This is a genomic window from Lactobacillus sp. W8172 (assembly GCF_016102055.1).
GTDB classification, from domain to species: domain Bacteria; phylum Bacillota; class Bacilli; order Lactobacillales; family Lactobacillaceae; genus Lactobacillus; species Lactobacillus apis_A.
This window is the reverse complement of the sequence record NZ_JACFPG010000003.1, coordinates 81,601-101,226: the sequence shown is the minus strand read 5'-3', so window position 1 is coordinate 101,226 and position 19,626 is coordinate 81,601. Positions and strand designations below refer to the sequence as shown.

20 protein-coding genes are annotated in these 19,626 nt (G+C 36.2%); 9 read left to right on the top strand and 11 right to left on the bottom strand.

Going from position 1 to position 19,626, the window contains the following annotated elements:
- Positions 1 to 149: 149 nt before the first annotated feature.
- From H3R21_RS05260 to H3R21_RS05225, 8 genes are all read right to left on the bottom strand, one after another.
- Complete coding sequence (locus H3R21_RS05260) at positions 150 to 836, bottom strand: deoxynucleoside kinase (protein ID WP_198183567.1); 687 nt, start codon at positions 834 to 836, stop codon at positions 150 to 152.
- An 11-nt stretch (positions 837 to 847) separates the two neighbouring features.
- Positions 848 to 1,498 (bottom strand): deoxynucleoside kinase, encoded by a 651-nt coding sequence (locus H3R21_RS05255; protein ID WP_046308048.1) that lies wholly within the window; start codon positions 1,496 to 1,498, stop codon positions 848 to 850.
- A gap of 275 nt (positions 1,499 to 1,773) precedes the next feature.
- Positions 1,774 to 2,274 carry an Asp23/Gls24 family envelope stress response protein gene (locus H3R21_RS05250; RefSeq protein ID WP_074426168.1) on the bottom strand — a complete coding sequence of 167 codons (501 nt, stop codon included), beginning with the start codon at positions 2,272 to 2,274 and terminating at the stop codon, positions 1,774 to 1,776.
- Between the two features lie 20 nt (positions 2,275 to 2,294).
- Complete coding sequence (locus H3R21_RS05245; protein ID WP_198183565.1) at positions 2,295 to 2,483, bottom strand: DUF2273 domain-containing protein; 189 nt, start codon at positions 2,481 to 2,483, stop codon at positions 2,295 to 2,297.
- 11 nt (positions 2,484 to 2,494) lie between these two features.
- Complete coding sequence (gene amaP, locus H3R21_RS05240; RefSeq protein ID WP_198183563.1) at positions 2,495 to 3,049, bottom strand: alkaline shock response membrane anchor protein AmaP; 555 nt, start codon at positions 3,047 to 3,049, stop codon at positions 2,495 to 2,497.
- Between the two features lie 163 nt (positions 3,050 to 3,212).
- On the bottom strand, positions 3,213 to 3,938 hold the full coding sequence (locus H3R21_RS05235; RefSeq protein WP_198183561.1) for a glucosamine-6-phosphate deaminase: 726 nt from the start codon (positions 3,936 to 3,938) through the stop codon (positions 3,213 to 3,215).
- Between the two features lie 202 nt (positions 3,939 to 4,140).
- The gene (locus tag H3R21_RS05230; protein WP_198183558.1) at positions 4,141 to 6,486 is read right to left on the bottom strand and encodes an ATP-binding cassette domain-containing protein; all 2,346 of its coding nucleotides are present in this window, start codon (positions 6,484 to 6,486) and stop codon (positions 4,141 to 4,143) included.
- A 180-nt stretch (positions 6,487 to 6,666) separates the two neighbouring features.
- Positions 6,667 to 7,755, bottom strand: a complete 1,089-nt coding sequence (locus tag H3R21_RS05225) for a YdcF family protein (protein WP_187158210.1) — start codon at positions 7,753 to 7,755, stop codon at positions 6,667 to 6,669.
- Positions 7,756 to 8,012: 257 nt separating this feature from the next.
- Here H3R21_RS05225 and H3R21_RS05220 point away from each other — a divergent pair, with 257 nt between their 5' ends.
- A complete protein-coding gene (locus H3R21_RS05220; RefSeq protein ID WP_198183556.1) occupies positions 8,013 to 8,690 on the top strand; it encodes a CPBP family intramembrane glutamic endopeptidase in 678 nt (225 codons plus the stop codon).
- An 80-nt stretch (positions 8,691 to 8,770) separates the two neighbouring features.
- Here the strand turns inward: H3R21_RS05220 and H3R21_RS05215 are convergent, their stop codons facing one another.
- From H3R21_RS05215 to cbpB, 3 genes are all read right to left on the bottom strand, one after another.
- Positions 8,771 to 10,639: a heavy metal translocating P-type ATPase gene (locus tag H3R21_RS05215; RefSeq protein WP_198183554.1), complete on the bottom strand. Its 1,869-nt coding sequence runs from the start codon at positions 10,637 to 10,639 to the stop codon at positions 8,771 to 8,773.
- Positions 10,640 to 10,843: 204 nt separating this feature from the next.
- Positions 10,844 to 11,392 (bottom strand): hypothetical protein, encoded by a 549-nt coding sequence (locus H3R21_RS05210; protein ID WP_046308038.1) that lies wholly within the window; start codon positions 11,390 to 11,392, stop codon positions 10,844 to 10,846.
- A 301-nt stretch (positions 11,393 to 11,693) separates the two neighbouring features.
- On the bottom strand, positions 11,694 to 12,161 hold the full coding sequence (cbpB, locus tag H3R21_RS05205; protein ID WP_046308037.1) for a cyclic-di-AMP-binding protein CbpB: 468 nt from the start codon (positions 12,159 to 12,161) through the stop codon (positions 11,694 to 11,696).
- 572 nt (positions 12,162 to 12,733) lie between these two features.
- Between cbpB and H3R21_RS05200 the strand changes: the two genes are divergently transcribed.
- The 8 genes from H3R21_RS05200 to H3R21_RS05165 all read left to right on the top strand — a co-directional run bounded on the left by H3R21_RS05200 (position 12,734) and on the right by H3R21_RS05165 (position 19,568).
- Positions 12,734 to 13,045 (top strand): hypothetical protein, encoded by a 312-nt coding sequence (locus tag H3R21_RS05200; protein WP_198183552.1) that lies wholly within the window; start codon positions 12,734 to 12,736, stop codon positions 13,043 to 13,045.
- Positions 13,046 to 13,175: 130 nt separating this feature from the next.
- A complete protein-coding gene (locus H3R21_RS05195; RefSeq protein ID WP_046308033.1) occupies positions 13,176 to 13,328 on the top strand; it encodes a teichoic acid D-Ala incorporation-associated protein DltX in 153 nt (50 codons plus the stop codon).
- Between the two features lie 11 nt (positions 13,329 to 13,339).
- The gene (gene dltA, locus H3R21_RS05190) at positions 13,340 to 14,854 is read left to right on the top strand and encodes a D-alanine--poly(phosphoribitol) ligase subunit DltA (protein WP_198183551.1); all 1,515 of its coding nucleotides are present in this window, start codon (positions 13,340 to 13,342) and stop codon (positions 14,852 to 14,854) included.
- Positions 14,854 to 16,092, top strand: coding sequence for a D-alanyl-lipoteichoic acid biosynthesis protein DltB (gene dltB, locus H3R21_RS05185; RefSeq protein WP_198183549.1), 1,239 nt, complete (start codon positions 14,854 to 14,856; stop codon positions 16,090 to 16,092). Before dltA ends, dltB begins: the two co-directional genes overlap by 1 nt.
- A 27-nt stretch (positions 16,093 to 16,119) precedes the next feature.
- Entirely contained in the window at positions 16,120 to 16,359 is a 240-nt protein-coding gene (gene dltC, locus H3R21_RS05180; RefSeq protein ID WP_046308026.1) for a D-alanine--poly(phosphoribitol) ligase subunit DltC, read from the top strand.
- Positions 16,352 to 17,647, top strand: a complete 1,296-nt coding sequence (gene dltD, locus H3R21_RS05175; protein ID WP_198183546.1) for a D-alanyl-lipoteichoic acid biosynthesis protein DltD — start codon at positions 16,352 to 16,354, stop codon at positions 17,645 to 17,647. The genes dltC and dltD overlap by 8 nt, the downstream gene beginning before the upstream one ends.
- Positions 17,647 to 18,597: a serine hydrolase domain-containing protein gene (locus tag H3R21_RS05170; protein ID WP_198183544.1), complete on the top strand. Its 951-nt coding sequence runs from the start codon at positions 17,647 to 17,649 to the stop codon at positions 18,595 to 18,597. Before dltD ends, H3R21_RS05170 begins: the two co-directional genes overlap by 1 nt.
- Positions 18,598 to 18,869: 272 nt before the next feature.
- On the top strand, positions 18,870 to 19,568 hold the full coding sequence (locus H3R21_RS05165) for a DUF975 family protein (protein WP_162542527.1): 699 nt from the start codon (positions 18,870 to 18,872) through the stop codon (positions 19,566 to 19,568).
- Positions 19,569 to 19,626: the final 58 nt, after the last annotated feature.

The following is a 19,626-nucleotide window of genomic DNA, read 5'->3' as shown; positions in this document are numbered from 1 at the left end:
ACATATTTTTTTAATAATAAAATGGGAATAGTGTAAAAAGTTATTTTAGACTGCTCAGCAAGAAATTTAACAAAACAAAAAGCCGTTTTTTAGACTAAATATCTAAAAGCGGCTTTTCACTACTATATGCAAGTTGATTGCTTTACTGATTATGCATCAAGTTCGACCTTAGGTGGTTTATCCCATGATTCAGGTAATTTACCAATCTCTTTTAATTTATCGACAATTTGATTTAAAACAATCTCACGATCATGTTCATTGGTCATAAAATCAAGCTCATCACCATTAATTTCCATTTTAGGTGAATAATCATATTTTTCATACCAAGGCTTATAATAACGTAATAGTCGTTTGTAATAATCTTCAAGCGTTGAATCATAACTAAGCTGTTCGTACGGGCGACCACGCTTTTGAATACGTTTAAGCATCGTCTCGTATGAAACATTGATATGGACGAGCAAATCAGGGTTCTTTTTTGGCATATTTTTGAGCTCATTCATCATATTGTTTAAAAGCTCATAGTAAGTGTCAACTTCTTCTTTAGTTGCACGTCCAATATCGGCATTCATTTGGAAGAAGAGTGCATCTTCATAGATAGAACGATCAAGCACGTTATTATCGTCGGTTAATGCGTCCTTAATGCTGCGAAAACGTGTATTAAGGAAAAACACCTGAAGCAGAAACGCATACTTTTTAGGATCAGCGTAAAAAAGTGGTAAGACTGGATTATCGTCAACACTTTCGTAAAATGGCTTAGTTCCTAAATATTTGGCTAAAATACTGGTTAAACTGGATTTACCGGCTCCAATAGGGCCACTTAAAACAATAACTGTCATCACGTTCCTTCTTATTCTAGACTGCCAATTTCACGCAGCTTGCTATCTATCTGGCTTAAAACTTCCTTTTTAGCGTCTTCATCACCGATAAAGTCATACTTGTCACCGTCAATTACAATCTTAGGTGAGGCATCATACTTTTCGTACCAAGGCTCATAATAGCGAATTAAGCGCGCATAGTAATCTTTTAAACTGGGATCAGTCGAGATTTGCTCATAAGACCGACCACGCTTCTCGATTCGTTTTAGCATGGTATCTAGTGACACACGGATATAAATCAAGAGATCAGGTTTTTTACTAGGATTTCCTGGGGTATCTTCCATCATGTTTTCAAGTAAACTGTCGTAAATCTTAAATTCAGTAGGATCAGCGACGTTGCTTTCCGCATTCATTTGGAAAAAGAGGGCATCTTCGTAAATAGAACGGTCAGAAACACTGTTTTTCTCTTTAACTGCTTGATTGATTTGCGCTAACCGGTGGTTAAGTAGATAGATGTTAAGTAAAAAAGTGTACCGTTTCATGTCCTGGTAATATAAAGGAAGAACCGGATTACTATCAACGCCTTCATAAAAGGCTTGAGTTCCTAAATGTTCAGCTAAAATACTGGTTAAACTGGATTTACCGGCTCCAATAGGCCCGCTTAAAACAATAACTTGAATCACGCTCTTTCTTAAATACAATATATAGATTAATATCTAGTTTAATACGAGATATAGTGGTAAACAAGAAGAAATTTAATTTGCATTGGGGCAAAAATGTCAAGTGATTTTGCATAGTGCAGAATAAAAAATTTGCTTATAGTTTGATAAAGATATGTAAATATATATTTTCAAGATAAAAAGATTTAAGGAGTGTTACACGTGAAACTAAAGTAAAACAAAAAGTGAAGTGCATAGTTTGAAACACTTCACTTTTTGAATAGGTTGGTTAAGATGCGCTACTTAACGCGATCTTCTTTCTTTTCTTCTTTTTTATCTTCAGCCTTATCTTTTTGTTCGTCAATCTTTTCTTTGGCGTCTTGAGTGGCACCGGTTAGACGATCTTGCAAGCTGACAGAGTCCTTTTCATGTTCTTCCTTAGTCTTGATATCGACTACTGTAACGTTAACTTCAACAGTATCCAAGCCTGTCATTTCTTTAACCTTGTCATAAATCTTTTGTCTAATTTCGTCATAAAGTTTAGGAATGTTAGTGCCATATTCTGCAACGATTTCAATGTCGACGGCAACTTGCTTTTTACCGACTTCGACGTTAACACCATTAGTTACGTCATCACTGTTAACAATCTTATCAGCTAAGTTAGAGAAGAAGCCGCCATTAACAGTTAATAGTCCTTTAACGTCTGCCAAAGCAATGCCGACAATCTTTTGGATTACTTTAGAGTCATATGTTAAGTCGCCTTTAACTTCTTGTTTTGAGTTGTTGTTATTTTGTACCATAATGATTAAATTCCTTTCATTTAATGTTGCTGTTTATTTACCAAGCTTTTTAACAGGGGCCAATAATGCCCAGCTAGAAAGCCTAATGCTAGTAATATAATGACAAAAATAGTTTTAAAAAAGCCTAATCCCAAAAAACAAAATGCTAGTAACAAGCCGATTACTGCACCGCATATTTCTGGGAGGTGTTCCTGCAAAAATTTATTCATTTTTGCCTCCTTTATTGAACGCGTGTCTCGGGCTTATCAGAGTTTTGATAGTTAACAAACTTAATTTTGATTTTTGGTTTCTGCTCGATTCCCAAAAGTTGACTAAGATTACCTTTAAGCTCTTCAAGGTATTGCTCAAGAACAGCGTTAACGTTGTCGCCATGTCCTAAATTGCCACTAATCCTGATTTTGATTTTATGATTAGTAAGCTTAGAATCAACTTTTGCCTTATTGATAAAAGGTAATTCAGATAAAGAATTCATGACGTAACCGTTAATCGCCTTACTATTAACTCTGACTTGTCCATCGCGCTTATGAATTAAGGTGAAGTAGCGCTGAATTGGCCAGAATAGAATGATTAATAAACTAATGATTAAAGCCAAAAGAACAATGGCACTAGCACCGATTAGATACCATTCGAAAATGGGATTTAATGTACCCATTTTGGGGATGCTAAGCCTTAAATACTTTTGCCAAAAACCGCTAGTTTCCCATAAGAGATAAATTGGCAGAGGCAGTAGTAAAAGCAGAAAAACTACCAGTAACCATTTTTTACTTCGTTTCAATTTATCACATCCTCTCATGCTCTAACCTAATCATAATACGGATTATTTTGTTAGCGTTAGTGATATGCACCTGTTTATATACAGCGCTAACACGAAATGTTAGTGGCACAAAAAAGCGATGCAAGTTTGCATCGCTTTTTAATCTGTTAGTTAAGTTGTCTAATTAGTTCTTTGATTCTTCACTGAGCTTACTTGCAGCAGCATCGTCAATAATTAATGTGACATTAGAGTGATTTTGTAAAACGGAAGCAGGAACGTCTTCAGTTACAGGACCTTCGACCATTTTCTTAACGGCATCAGCTTTATTTTCGCCAAAAGCCATAATAACGATTTCTTTTGCACTCATGATGTTAGCAACTCCCATACAAATTGCTGATTTTGGCACATCATCAATATTGCGGAAAAAGCGTGAATTAGCTTGAATAGTACTCTCAGTTAACTTGACTTCGTGAGTGACAGAATCAAAAGAAGTGCCTGGTTCATTAAAAGCAATATGACCATTTTGACCAAGACCTAATAATTGAATATCAATTGGGTTTTCTTCAATAATTTTGTTGTAGTCATCAGAAGCACCTTGAGGGTCGTTAATGGCTTTAATACCGTCTGGAATATATGATTTCTTGAATGGCTTCTTGTCAAAAAGATTTTTTTGCATAAAGTAGTGGTAACTTTGATCATTATCAGGAGTTAAACCAGTATATTCATCAAGGTTGATACTAATAAGATTGCTATTATCAAGATCACTTTGAGTCCATTCGTTGTATAGAGCTACAGGGGTAGAGCCGGTTGCTAAGCCGATTACCTTAGCACCATTTTCAATGCTTTTTTTAAATAGCTTAAAGCCTTCAGTACTACCTTTTTCTTTGTTGTTTGTAATGATAATTTTCATAGTTGAGCCTCCAATTAAGTTAAATTCATTATAAATTGGTATATGCCAATTTGTCAATTAGCTTTGTTAAATATTTTCCAACTAAAATAGGTTTCACTCTGGACGCATTTTTAACTAAGGCTAATTTTGATAACAAAAAAGTCCCAAATAATGTTTGTTTCACATGTAACATTATTTGAGACTAATTAAAGGGAATCAGCGATTATTCACTTCTTAGTGCAATTGCAGCATCTTTCTTAGCTGCCATTCTTGCAGGAAGGTGTCCGCCTAGCATCGTTAAAATAGTAGAAATGACAATTAAAATCAAGGCGTGTACAGGATTTAATTGAGCAACATTTGCCAAGTCAGTCATTGAATATAAAATGCTGTTGATAGGGAAGACGAGTAATTGAGCAATCACTACACCCAAGACACCTGAGAATATACCAAGGATAAATGTTTCTGCATCAAAGACGCGCGTGATGTCTTTTTTACGTGCACCTAAAGCCTTTAAAATACCAATTTCTTTTGTTCGCTCCAAAACTGAAGTGTAAGTTAAAATACCAATCATAATCATTGAAGTGACAAGTGAAATGGCTGCAAAGGCAATTAACACAGCTGTGATACCACTTAACAAACCACCTGTCATAGAGGTAACGGCACTTGACATGTCAGTGTAGATGATTTTATCTTGTTTCTTTTTACCCTTATTCCATTGATCAAGGTAATCTAAGACTTTATCTTTTGAATCAAAATCATTTGGATAAATCATAATACCGGCAGGAAGAGAAGAACCACCAATCGATTGCATCATCAGCTTTTTAGCATTGCCATTCATGTTTTGACCAGTCATTACATTACGGTCAGATTTCTTTTGTGCCTTTACAATAGCAGAATTTTGGTTCTGCTTGATAACCTTAACAGCCAAACGATCACTATATGCAATTCCGCTTGATAATAGAGCCATTGAATCCTTATTCTTTGGTCTTATTACACTAACGATGCGTAACTTAATTTTGCTGTTGTTGTACATTGCCTGGTCAGGCTTTTGTGGGACAAACATACCAGTAGGTAGTTCTTGGTAGTAGTCATTATTGTCGACCACTTTGAATTCTTTACCAATTAACTTATTAAAATTAAGTTTCTCATCTGCCTTAGCTTTAATGCCCAGATTTTTCAGAATATTAATGTTAAGGGAGTTCTTGTTATCAACGACCATAACTAAATCAGTTGGTTTGGACGGCCAAGCTCCAGATAGTAATTGGTAGTTATCCTTTAAGAAGTTACCTTTTTTCTTATCTAATGAGGTTGGAAAGACGGTTGAACCCATAAAGGACATGCTTGCTGCTTGAGACTGCATTTGCTCGTACGCTTGAGAAGCAGCCGTACCAGCAGGTAGTGGTGAAAATTGAACAGGCTTAACTTTACCATTTTCCTTACCAATCAGATTGAGGTTAACACCAACTTGATAAGAAATATTGTTAGCATATTCAGGATTAATCTTCTTTACGTAATCAACGTATTTTTGCGTAATTTTATTTTTATGTGCCGATTGCTGTAACTTGTCCTTTTTAGCAGTTAAATAGCCACGATTTTTAACGTTCTTTTCTGAATCATCACGGTCACTGATACTATTAACGTCCGTGGCCGTTTGCGAGATTGTAACAGGATATTTGGCAAGTGCCTTACTCATCGTAGTATCAATTTGCTTCTGAAAGCCATTGGATAGCGATAAAACGATGGCAATGGAAATGATACCGATACTTGAAGCAAAAGCTGTTAAAGTTGTACGACCTTTTTTGGTCATAATATTGGTAAAACTTAACTTGATAGCATTCCAATAAGACATCTTTGTACGCTTCAAGTTGAAAGTATCTTTTTCATCTTCTGGTGTGAATGGATTTGAATCATCTAAAATTTTACCGTCTTGGAAGTTAACAATTCTAGTTGCGTACTCCTTTGCTAGTTCTGGGTTGTGTGTGACCATGACTACTAACCGATCTTTTGACAAGTTCTGAATTAGCTTCATGATTTGTTCAGAAGTCTCAGTATCGAGAGCACCAGTTGGCTCGTCACAAAGTAAAATATCAGGATCATTTGCTAAGGCACGAGCAATTGCTACACGCTGCATTTGCCCACCAGATAGTTGGTTAGGATTCTTCGAAATGTGATCTTTTAAGCCGACTTGTGTTAAAGCATCAACTGCACGTTGGTGTCTTTCTGAAGCAGGAACACCAGATAAGTTCATTCCTAATTCAACGTTGGCAATGATTGATAGATGTGAGATTAGATTGTAATTTTGAAAAACAAAACCAACCGAGTTATTACGATATGCGTCCCAATCAGTTTCTTTGAAATTCTTAGTGGATTTACCATTAATAATCAAATCGCCGCTATCGTAACGATCGAGTCCACCAATAACGTTTAACATTGTCGTTTTACCAGAACCGCTGGGACCTAGAATTGCGACAAATTCTTGATTGCGAAACGAAATTGAGACATCGTCCAACGCCTTAGTCGTAGTATCACCAACGTGGTAAGACTTACGCAAGTTTTTTAATTGAAGCATGAGTTATTTCTCTTTTCCTTTTTATTAATTCATAAAAATAAATTGGCACTTATAAATAAGTAACACTAAAATTCTTATTATATTAAGCCAATTAGTTAAAAAAAGCCATCCTCATTTTGAAAATTTTTAATTTAGCAATTAAAAAAGTCTCTTAAACAAATTAGAGACTTTTTATCTGAGTTATTGTGCGATTTTAGTATATTGCAATAGTGCATATACTAGGAAGAAAAGAATTATTAAGCTAATCACTATGATATGACGCTTTTTATTGGTAACCAAAATAGCTGCAAATTCGCGAACGATTGCATTGGGCAAGAAATAAAATCTTGTGTATGAACCAACTCCGTTTGCATTCAGCCCAGCCGCTTTAGCAAATAAAGCGGCACGAAAAATATGGTAGTTATTACTGAAAAATTTGGCACGATATTTTTCGCCGCCAAAGTCTTTTGCTGCTACTTTGGCTGAAAATTGCATATTTTGGTAAGTATTTTTTGATTTATCTTCTAATAAGATAGATTCAGGACTAATACCACGACCGATTGCGTATTCGGCCATTGCTTTGGCTTCCGGAATCTTTTCATCTCCTCCTTGACCACCAGACATAATTAATTTTGGCATTTTCCTTCCTTTGTCGACCTGTTTTTGCGCATATTGAATTGCTCGATTAATGCGACTAGCAAGAAGCGGGGTAACAGTCTCACCTTTTGCTAAGCCAGCCCCTAAAACAATGAGGTAGTCTTGATTATATTGACGTGGTACAAATTGGTAAAGTGCTAGGTTAATAAGAAAGTTATAAGCGACTAATAATAGGTAGTTTACTACTGCAGAAGGTGTATATATTAAAGTCTTTTGCCAGGAAGGCAGTTTGCTAAATGGTGCAATAAAAATAATTAACCAAGAAACAAGTAGTGCAATACCAATGAAGAGCGTCAATAAATTTGATAGCGTATGTGCTTCTCTTTTCCAGACAAAGTAAGCATTCCACAAAAAGAAAAGCCAGGAAAAGGTGGTTACTAACGTAATTATGGCAATTATCAACACGATAATGACTTCGTAGGTTAGAATCAACGGCCGCAAACTGGTTGAAAGAACGGCAACAGTTAACCAGACACCAAGCAAGAGAAGAAAAATTGTGAATAATATGCCATTAAGTAAACGGCGTGGTTCTTTAAGCCATGAAAGTAAAAAAAGGGCTAAAGAAGCCAAAACAATTAGCGACAAATAAATAAATGGCTTGTTTTGAGTAAAAAATTGAACAAAGTTAGACATATTTTCCTCCTACAAGAGATATTCTAACCTTATTATAGATTAGCTAGGTTAAAAGTCATAGTAATTGACTAGAGCAAAATACACGTTGTGTTCACTTTGAAAAAATATTCCCTAGGAAATATTCTGGTATACAAAAAAACTGCATGGAATCTATCTAAGGTGACCTAATGATAAGATATTAACGTCAGTATATGATAATATTATTAGTTAAAGTCTGAAAATCACCACCACTTAATGTATGAAAGAAGAAAATACTAATGAAGAGATTTTTTTATTTCCTGGGTAATATTGTGACAATTATTGTGTCATTTTTCATCTATTCACTCATTCAACTGCTTTATTTTTATCCATTTAAACTACAACGAAAATATCATTTAGATAGTAAGCTCTTTATTGTCCTAACTATCTTATTCACTATTATTGGCATATTAATTGTTTATAGAATGTATCGCAGACAATTAAAAAACGAAAACGATTGGCGGTTTAATAGGAAACCTCATTGGGATTGGCATCGCCTTTTGCTTTCTTTTATCGGTGCCATCTTGCTGGTATTGGTTAGCATAGTTGTTCAGGTTGCATTGGGACTTAGCACTAAGACAACATCAGCTAATCAGTCAGCGCTAGATGCATTGGCGCGACAGGCAGGTAATTTTTATAAGCCAATGATTGTTTTGATTGCACCAATTTTTGAAGAAATTATTTTTCGGGGTATGGTGTTCAACACTTTTTTTGCAAAAGAAACTCATTTAAATAGGTGGGTAGGAATAGTATTTAGTGGTTTTCTATTTGCCGTCCTTCACGATTCGGGCTTTACGAGGTATATTTTTGTTTATTGGGCGCTTGGGTGTGTACTTGCATGGGTTTATACCCAGACAAAGGATTTGCGTTACTCAATTATTGCCCATATGCTGTATAACTCCCTCGGTTTTCTCTAAATAATGGAAGAAATAAAAAAGAAAGGTTAAAAACCTTTCTTTTTTGCTTTAGTAGTAAGTACGTATTGGTTTTGGTGGAATTATTCTTTAGCAAGAAGACCTGTTTGTTTAGGGTTTTTAGGCTTAGTTTTGGCTAAAAGAGCTAAACTGATTGAAATCATGTCAACGACTTCTTGTAAGATGGCGCCCCAGAATGCTGGAATAACACCAGTGAATGCAATTAACTCGATAAGAATAACAATCGTGATAGCAGTCAAAACATCAACGTTTGCTACCTTCATTGTGTGTTTCGAAATTGCAACGGCGTCATTAATTTTGGATAAATCATTAACCATAATAATGGCGTCTGCACTTTCACTTGCTGCAGATGCACCTTTGGCACCCATCGCAATCCCAACATCAGCAGCTGTTAGACTAGGAGCGTCGTTAATTCCATCACCGGTCATAACTACGGGGCGATTATCCTTAGTTACATCTTTAATTGCTTCTATTTTTTGTGCTGGCAACAAATTAGAGCGAATATCTTTAATACCAACTGTTTGACCAATTTGATTGGCAACATCTTCATGGTCACCAGTTAGCATAATCATATGTGCATCACTTTGACGTCTTAAACGAGCAACTGTTTCAGCACTTTCTGGACGTACCTGATCTTTAAAAGTAATGTAGCCAGCGTATTGTTCATCAATTGAGATATAAATCGCAGTAGAGTTAACCGATTTTGCGTGCTTTTCAGAAGTGACAAAACCTAATTTACCAACTTTGACTTCATGACCATCAACTGTTCCGCTAACCCCTTGACTTGTTGTTTCTTTAATATTAGTAGCCGGTTTTAGCATCTTCTTGTCTGTTACACTAACAAGTGAATCAGCAATAATATGACTGGATTGCTGTTCAACACTTGTAGCGTAGCTTTGTAAAGTTTCAGCTGAAAAATCACTATTCTCTGCGGGCACAATTTGGTCGATTACAAGCCTGTTTTCTGTTAATGTACCAGTTTTGTCAAAAGCAAAAGTTTTTGCAGTTGCAAGCTTTTCGATTGTCGGACCAGATTTAACAATAATATGGTGCTTTGACATTGAACTCATTCCTGAAACGAGTGCAACGGGAGCGGAAATTAAAAGTGGGCAAGGGGAGGCAACAACCATTACTTCCGCAAAGTTAATTGGGTTACCAGAATGAATCCATGCAGCAATACCGATAGCTAAAGAAATAACTGTAAATGGAACAGCGTAACGGTCAGCCATTTTAACGAATTTAGCTGGCTTTGCTTGTGAAGACTCCACAAGTGAAACAATCGTTTGGTATTCTGAGTCACTCGCCTTTTTAGTAACAACCATTTTAACTGCAACATCACCGTTGATTGAGCCAGACATTAATTCATCCCCAATATTTTTTTGAACTGGGACTGACTCACCTGTAAGTGATGATTGATCAAAGCTTGATGCACCGTCAATCACTTTACCATCAACAGGAACCTGTTCACCGGGTTTGATTAAAACTTGATCATTGATTTCCAACTGATCAACGTCAACTGAAACCAATTCATTCCCGACAATTTTGTTGGCCGTGGTTGGAGAATTACTTAGTAATGAACGAAGCTCTTTGTCTGCTTGGCCGGTAGCGTAATTTTCAAGTGTTTCACCACCAGTCATCATTACTAGAATCATCCATTCTGCCCAGATATCACCAATTAAAATGGTTGAAACAACGGCAATAACAGCTAAAATATCGACACCATATCGTCCAGACCTAAAATCATTAATGATTTCAAGGAGTAAGGAAAGTGCCATTGCTATTCCAATCACATCTATCAGGATGGCTTCGAAGGGAAATTGTAAATTACCGATTTGAAAAAGGCTCTTAGTATGAATACCAAATTGACAAACAAGCCCAATTAAACCGATAAAAAGGACAAGGATAAATTTCCATTGTTGCTTAAAACTCATAGTTTCTTCCTCTCAATATAAGAATATAACTTTACGTCTTTAAATTTTAACACTAAATTATTTAAATTAGAATAAGTCTAAACAACTTTGCTTAAAAATTTTTATTTGGCAAAGAAAAAAGCTAAATCTATTTCGTAACTCATGGCAAATTGCAGAGCAATCTACTTAAGCCAATTCATTAAAGTGAAATAGTTTAGCTTTAAATTAATAGTCCTTTAAATTAATGATATTGTCATTAGGATCTTCCGTTTTATCATCTTGATCTGGTTTGTGAGCTTTCTTCTTTTTTGGCTTTTCGTCAAGCTTAAAAGATTCTGTACGCTCAATCGAATCGATTATATCTGCTGATGAGAGAGTAACGAAATTATCGTTATCGCCGTGATCAGTTGATTCCTCAAAGTATTGATTTATTTTCTTGATACTTTTTTCTGAAAAATGCTCTTCTTGTGCTAAATCAAGTAGTAATTTTTGTAAGCGGCTTGCAGAGACAAGCTCATGTTCCAAAATTTCTAAAAGCCAAGAGAAATTAGTGTCCATTGATTTAAAGTGTTTAACTACACGATCTTTATAGAAGGCATCGGTAATAACTCCAGCATCTTTTAAATCGTTTGAATTTCGCACCATTTTTTTCAATTGTTCGGCTAGGTCATGTCGTTGCTTTTCTGAGAGTTCTAAACCCCCTGGGTAAGTACCATTTTCGATAATAGCCTTGACTAAAAATGCTAATTGCTCAGAAATAGTTTTATTTGTCATTTTAGTATCTTCCATTCTGATTAATTAAAGAATAATTGTGCTGAGTTTGTCTATATAACAAATTAACTGTTATTAAATGAAATAACCAAAGAAAGCAACAACTATAGTTAATAAATATATATACAAATACACATATACGTATATATAAGTAACATAAACTGTACTATTTTTATAGCATATAGATAAGCAGTAATAACAATATATTTTCAATATATTAATTATATTACAGTTTAAATAAAAATGGTAAAAAAGCCTAAAATAATTTCAATAAACAAATTGGTATGAGTAACTTTATTTTGTCCTAAATTTGTTTGACTTGATATTTATTTTCAAAATTATGAGCAACGTAATTAAATGCCTTAATCCACTCACGGCGTGTCAATAAGCCTTGGAAAACGCCATAGTCGTCTACTACTGGCAAGAAGGCATTATCGACCAGTAGATGTAACTGAGTTTCAAGTGTCGTTTGAGCAAAATTGATTTTATCAAAATTTGTTTGCATGACGTCTTTTACCTTTAATTCTGTTAACGGATCAAGCGTAATTTTGTCAGTTACCATCATTTTATCGGTAATCATGGCGAGACTTAATAGACCGACAACCTGATTCTTACTGTCAAGCACCGGGATTTTGGAATATTTGACACGGGTCAAAACCATAAACGCGTGGTACAGAGGGTTATCATCTTCCACGAATGCAATACGCGATGCAGGAATAATAAATGAGCCGGACTTATCTTCTAATAAACGTTGAATAGATGGTGAAAACATGTAATATGCCTTTCGTTAGTGAATAATTGTCTCAATAAAACCATCCTACAGCAAAGGAAAAAGGCCCGCAAATTATGCGAGCCTGTTAGTTTTCATCTACTTTGAAGGAGTAAGAATGAATGAAATAAAAAAGTGGGAGTATGTAGTAAGCTGCTATTACTTACTACATTTAGAATACTAACCCATAAATATGAAGTAAAGTTACAAAATATCTTATGAAATAGTAAAGAATTCCTTTAGAAGTTTTAAAGGCATAGAAAAACTCACGTAATGCACGTGAGTCGAAAGGGATAGATATGAAAACGACCGTAAAGGTCATTTCAAGTTTTTTCATTATTTATACTTGGAGGAGTATGAATGAAAAACAAAAAGTTGAGTATGATATGAGATGGAATCTCTTCCATCTCATATCACAGCTTTAGTATAGCTAGTAAATGTGAAAAAAGTATGACGAAAGCAAAAAATAGCATAAAATCTCTGACTTGCTAAAAATTGTTTGTCAAAGGACGCATTGCTATAATTAGAAAAAGTTTTATTAATTAGTCAGATTTAAATAGAATTAAAGAGGAAATATGAAAGAACAATCAGCTCGTAAAAAAATCACTTTTTGGCTTCGTGTATCAGGCTGGCTTTGCCTATTACCAGCAGCTGCATGGCTTTATCTATTTAGAATAATGATCGGCCACCAGTATCTCTTTTTAATAGAAGTCTTTTTAATCGTCATCTTTGCAGTTTATATTTTAACTACTGCTGATAGCGAGCTCTGGCAGAATCCAGATAACATTTTCAAATTAATGATGTTTGCAATTATTTTTGTCAGTGTAATTGACTTTTTTACTTTATGGTTTGCATACAATGCTAGTCGAAAACTGAATAAGCACTAGCATCTGTAAAATTTATTTAAATTTTGTAAAAAACTTCTTAATGGTGTATTATCCTTTTAAAACAGTAGTACTATATTTGATATAGTATTGTAATGCTGAAATAATAACTGTTGAAAGAGAATGAAGATATATGGTTAAAAAAGAAAGAAAAACTTCGCGGGCGCAACAAATTGGCAAATTTGTTTTAACGACAATCATTTATTGTGCTATCTTAATGGTATTAATTTATTTATATCAATATAGCGGCCTAACTTCGGTTCACTTTATTTACAACGAATTTTAAGGTGGTAAACAATGATTAAAGATGTAATAAAAAAGATTGATGAAATTGCCTTAAACGAACCGAATCGTATTGCGTATGACTATCTTGGTCAAACCAATACTTACGGTGATCTAAAAAAACGCTCGGATGCATGGGCATATCAAATTAACCAACTAGGTCTTTCTCCGGGTAGTCCAATAATGATCTGGGGTGGCCAAACATTTGAGATGATTGCTAGCTTTTTAGGCTGCGTTAAAGCAGGGCATGCTTATATTCCAATTGCAAGCTATTCTAATGCAGATAGAATCTTAACAATCCAAGAAGTCTCTGAAGCTGAAGCAATTATTGCAATTGATCAGCTTCCTGATATCACTCTTCCGCCAATGCAAGTTATCAAGCCAGATGAAGTCGAAAACGGTGACTTTACCCTTGATGCTGAGCAATTTGTTGAGGGAGACGATAATTTTTATATCATCTTTACATCGGGAACCAGTGGGAAGCCAAAGGGTGTTCAAATTAGTCATAATAACTTACTCAGTTTTATCAACTGGGAAATGACTGACTTTGCTTTGCCGGACCATCCAAGTTTCTTATCACAGGCACCATATTCCTTTGATCTTTCTGTCATGAGCCTCTACCCAGCACTAGTTGGTGCTGGTAAGTTAGTGGTTCTGCCGCATGATGTTACAGAAAACTTTGCCCAACTATTTGCGACAATGCCTAAATTGCAATTTAACGTTTGGGTCTCAACGCCTTCATTTGCCCAGATGTGCTTTTTGGACAAAACATTTGATGGTGAACATCATCCAGATCTTACGCATTTTCTGTTCTGTGGGGAAGAATTGCCACATACAGAAGCCAAGATGCTAAAACAGAAGTTTCCAAATGCAAAAGTTTTCAACACCTACGGCCCAACTGAAACAACAGTTGCAGTAACGCAAGTGGAAATTACCGATGAAATTTTGGCTAAATATGATCGTTTGCCAATTGGTAAAGTCAAGGAAGATACTAGAATTACCATTGACAAATCAAAAGGCGATCAGCCTAACCAAGGCGAAATTGTCATCGAAGGGCCAAGCACATCAAAGGGGTATCTAAATAACCCTGAAAAAACGGCAAAGGCATTCTTTAAAGATCCTGCTGATCAATATGCAAGTCACCGTTCAGGTGATGAGGGTTTCTTTGACGGCGAAATGTTATTTTACCGTGGCAGAATTGATTTTCAAATCAAATTTAACGGTTACCGAATTGAGCTTGAGGAAATTAACTTTTATTTGGGTAAAAACAAGTTAGTAAGCCATGGTGTTGCCGCACCGAAATATAGCAAAGATCACACTGTTAAACAAATTGTGGCTGAAGTTGAACTAAAAGATGGCGTCAAAGAGCAGTATTCAGAAGAAGAAATCACCAAAATGATTCGCGCTGATTTAGCTGAGAACTTGATGCCTTACATGATTCCGCAGCGCTATGTTTATCGGGAAAAACTGCCGGTATCACAAAACGGTAAAGTTGATATTAAAGCTGTGATTGAGGAGGTTAATAAGTAGTGAATTTTAACTTCATTAATTTACAGCCTTACGGAAATCCCCACTATTTTATTTACCTAATGATTGGACTAATTCCAATTATTTTAGGCCTATATTATGGACACCGTTTTAAGATTTACGAATGCATCTTTTCACTCGTTTTCTTATTTCTTGTCTTTGACGCAGATAAATGGCAACAAGGTGTTAGTCTAATCATTTACCTGTTAATTGAGCTAGTAATTACATATTGTTATCTCTATTATCGTAAAAAGGGTAAAAATAAAACGTGGGCTTTTTACCTAGCTGTTTTCCTATCAATTGTTCCCTTAATAATGGTAAAAGTGCAAACGGCTTTTCCAAAAGCGAAAATACCGGGTGTATTAGCATTTTTAGGGATTTCGTACATTACGTTTAAAACCGTTCAGGTAATTATGGAAATACGTGACGGTGCCATCAAAGAAGTAAATTTAGGCACCTATCTACGTTTTCTACTATTCTTTCCAACGTTTTCATCAGGTCCGATTGACCGTTACCGGCGCTTTGCTAAAGAATGTGATGTTGCCCCTAAGCGTGACCAATATGTGAATGATTTGGGCTTGGCAACCCGGTACCTGTTCCAAGGATTCTTATATAAGTTTGTCTTAGGCTGGTTCTTTGGCACTTACTGGTTACCGCGCATTTCGCGGATGGCGTTAATTGCGGGTACCGCGAACGGCGGGCTGAAGCTGTCATGGTGGGTACTAGCTTACATGTACTGCTACAGCATGTACTTGTTCTTTGACTTTGCGGGCTATTCACTATTTGCTGTGTCAATTTCCTATTTTATGGGTATTCACACACCAATGAACTTTAATAAGCCATTTCTGTCACAGAACATTAAAGAGTTCTGGAACCGTTGGCACATGACGCTATCATTTTGGTTCCGTGACTACATTTACATGCGCTTCACTTTCTTTGCAATGAAGAAAAAACTGTTCAAAAATCCAGTTAGACTTTCGCAAGTAGCCTACTTACTTCTATTCTTAGTAATGGGCTTCTGGCATGGCCTGACGTGGTACTACATTGTTTATGGCTTGTTCCATGCGATTGCAATCATTATTAATGATTACTGGATTAGATATAAAAAGAAGCATAGAGATAAACTGCCATCAAACAAATTTACCAAGTGCTTGTCAATTTTTGTTACATTTAACGTTGTTTGTTTCAGCTTTTTGATCTTTTCCGGCTTCCTTAGCCAGTTATGGTTTGGCTGGATGTAGAAAAAAGTTATTTAAGGAGATTTAATTATGAATACCAAAGAAGAAGTTTTAGCAATTTTACAAGATTTAACTGGTGAAGACTTATCAGATAAAATGGACGAAAACATTTTTGCCAACGGCCTAATGGATTCAATGGCTAGCGTACAAATGCTGTTAAACTTACAGGAAAAATTTGAAATTGATGTACCTGTTTCTGAATTTGATCGTGAAGAATGGGATACACCAAGCAAAATTGTCGCAAAGGTGGAAAGTTTAGAAAATGAGTAACAAACGCCGACTGTGGCAGATTTTTGGCCCAGTTCTTTGCGCTTTTATCTTGTTACTGGTTATCTTCCTATTACCTTGGGAACGTACTTTTTCACGGGATTCGATCTATCAAGCCGCTAATTCACAAACAACGACGGTTTTTAAGGGCTCGTTGATGAAGCAGGACGCATTTGAAAATGGCTATGTACCATTTTATGGTTCTAGTGAATTATCGCGTCTTGATTCGCTTCACCCTAGTGTAATTGCCCAAAAATACCAGCGAAACTATCGCCCTTTCCTATTAGGGGGACCTGGTAGTCAGTCACTCGCCCAATTTTTAGGGATGCAAGGAACAGCTGACGAGCTCAAGGACAAAAAAGCGGTAGTGATTATTTCACCGCAATGGTTTACCAAAATGGGGCAAGACCCCGATGCCTTTGCGCTTTACTATTCGCCTTTACAAGCTTGCAATTTTTTACTAGGAATTAAGAAAGATAGTGTTTCGAACCGTTACGCTGCCAAGCGCTTTTTGGCAATGCCTGAAGTTAAAGGCACCGTTAAGCGGGGGATGAAGCGAATAGCAGCTGGTGAAGAATTGACTGATGCGCAACGTTTTATTCTTGAAAATCAGAGGCGTATGCTTAATAACGAAGATAAATTTTTCAGTACATTCCAGTTACGTGACCGGATTAAAAAGATTAATACGCGGGCCAAATTATTACCAGACACATATTCAGTTAAGGGCTTGAATGAGGTAGCAGAACAAGAGGCTGCTAAAAATACTAATTCAAATTCGTTTGGAATCAATAATCGTTTCTTTAAAACGCGCTTAAACAAGCGAAACTTAATGAAGTTGAAGGATAGTCAGCGTGACTTTGACTATACCAAGTCAGTTGAATACAGTGACTTTGAGTTGATGCTGCAGCAATTTGCCAAGCAGCATACTAATGTGCTATTTATCATTCCGCCAATTAATCAAAAGTGGTCAGAATATACTGGTTTATCAGAAGAGATGTACCAAAAATCTGTATCAAAAATTAAGTATCAATTGGCAAGCCAAGGCTTCAATAATGTAGAAGACCTCTCAAGACATGGTGGTGAAAAGTACTTCATGGAAGATACCATTCACCTTGGCTGGCGCGGTTGGGTTGCAGTTGATCAAGCAGTGAAGCCGTTCATGCAACGCCCTAATGGCCGTTATAACTACAACATTCATGATTATTTCTACACTAAAAAGTGGCAAAAGGAACCGCACAAGATTGGTTCAACGGATAAGAGTCCAGTAAACTACAGCTTAAAAGGAAAATAGTGCGCCAGCAAATTGATGCTTTAGGCATCAAGGGTTCAGTTTTGATCATCAGAAAGGGTAAGATTTTACTCAATTATGCTGATAGCAATACTACTGACACTAGTTACTTAATTAATTCAGCACAAAAGTCGCTAACTGCGGCCATGGTGATGAGATTGGTTCAAGATGGTAAGCTAAGCTTACAAGACCGATTGAGCAAGTTTTATCCGGAGATTCCAGGTGCGAAAAAAATCAAAATTGAGCACTTGTTGGCAATGCGAGCAGGTTTGAACCTCAAGCCGGGTGCCAAACTTGGTAGAAAACACTTTGTTTCAGACCAAGATAATATTGCCTGCGATGTGAAAAAGACTGTTTTTGACCCTAAGTTGTTAGGAAAATGGCATTATAGCTCACTTAATTATGTCTATCTATGCGGAATTATAACTAAGGTGACCAATAAGAGTTATGAACAGTTATTCCATGAAACTTACGTTGAGCCGCTAAAGCTGAAGCATACAGAATTCTTGTGGTCAAAGCCACATCGTATTTTGAAAAGCGGACTAGTGCCCGGGTTCTTTTATCGTAATGGGCATTATGATATTATCAAGCACGAAGCAGCTCTGCGGGATGCGCATAATGAACTTGGTGCAGGCTCAGTTGTAATGTCAAATCAGGATTTGGCAAAGGCAATTCGCTACGTCTTAACAGGTAATTTGTTAACTAAGAGGAGTCGTAAGCTTCTCTATGATGCACAACCGCCAAGTTACTATAATGGTGGCTTATATCACAATGACAAGCAGAAGACCAAACTGGCCAATGGTGCAGGTGAAGGCTATTATACTTTTATGCGTACCACAAATGATGCCAAAACAATGATCATTATTCAGTCGAATCGCACACGCAAAAACGAGTTCGATAAGTTGAAAAAGTCAGTCAATCAAGTCATGCGCCAACTGCTTGAAAGCCAGTAAGGCTGTGAAAATATAATCTGCCGTATCTTGTTTTTTAGTTAATTGCATGCTAAAATTTTGTTGTGTCGCCAGAGAAGAAGTACGAGTTTTCTCCGGTAGCGAAAATATAATATTTCTATATGTGGTCAGTAATGGCGGCACAAACACTGTGTGAGCTTAGTTCCGATGTTGGTGGAACTAGGCTTTTTTGATGCCCTTTGCTAACAGATGAAAAAAAGAGTAGAATATAATTAAATATGTCAATAACAGTAAATCATAAAGGGGATAAGATAATGACTAGAGCAGAACTAAAAACGGAGGCCAAAAATCAGCTTCGACACAATTGGGGTTGGGCTGTTTTAGTGACGCTTATTTTTACCGTCGTTTATACCATCTTTTTAGTGCCTAGTGTTAACCGGTCGCTTCAAACTACCAATGGCGTTAATGATGTTATGGGAGGCGCATCCATTGTTTCTATTCTTGCTCCTAATGGCTGGGCTCGTGCGCTTGGTGAAGATGTCCTAGACATTTTAAGTGGTTTCTTTTTTGTTAGTTTTCCACTTGTGTTTCTCCACTTCATTCATGGCGAAAAAATGGGCTATATTAAGGGACTTTTCGCTGTTTTCACTGATGGCCGCTTTATTCCTGAGTTTCTTAATTACTTTTTAAGCTACATTTTTCAATGGCTTTGGACGCTGTTGTTAATCATCCCTGGGATTGTTAAATCATACTCTTACGCATTAACACCATACATTGTTAATGATATGGTAGCCAGTGGGAAAGAAGTACACGCTACTACTGCCATTACTGCAAGTCGCCAGTTGATGAAAGGCCATAAGTGGGAACTGTTTGTCTTAGACTTAAGCTTCATTCCTTGGTACCTGCTCGGCATCATTACGCTTGGAATTGGCTATCTCTGGTTAGTTCCCTATATTTCAACGACTAAAGCCAATTTTTATCGTAATTTAGCAGGGGATCAATTCAGTAATTAAGGCTAAAAATTAGTAAATAAACAAAAGCAACAGGTATTATACCTGTCGTTTTCATTTT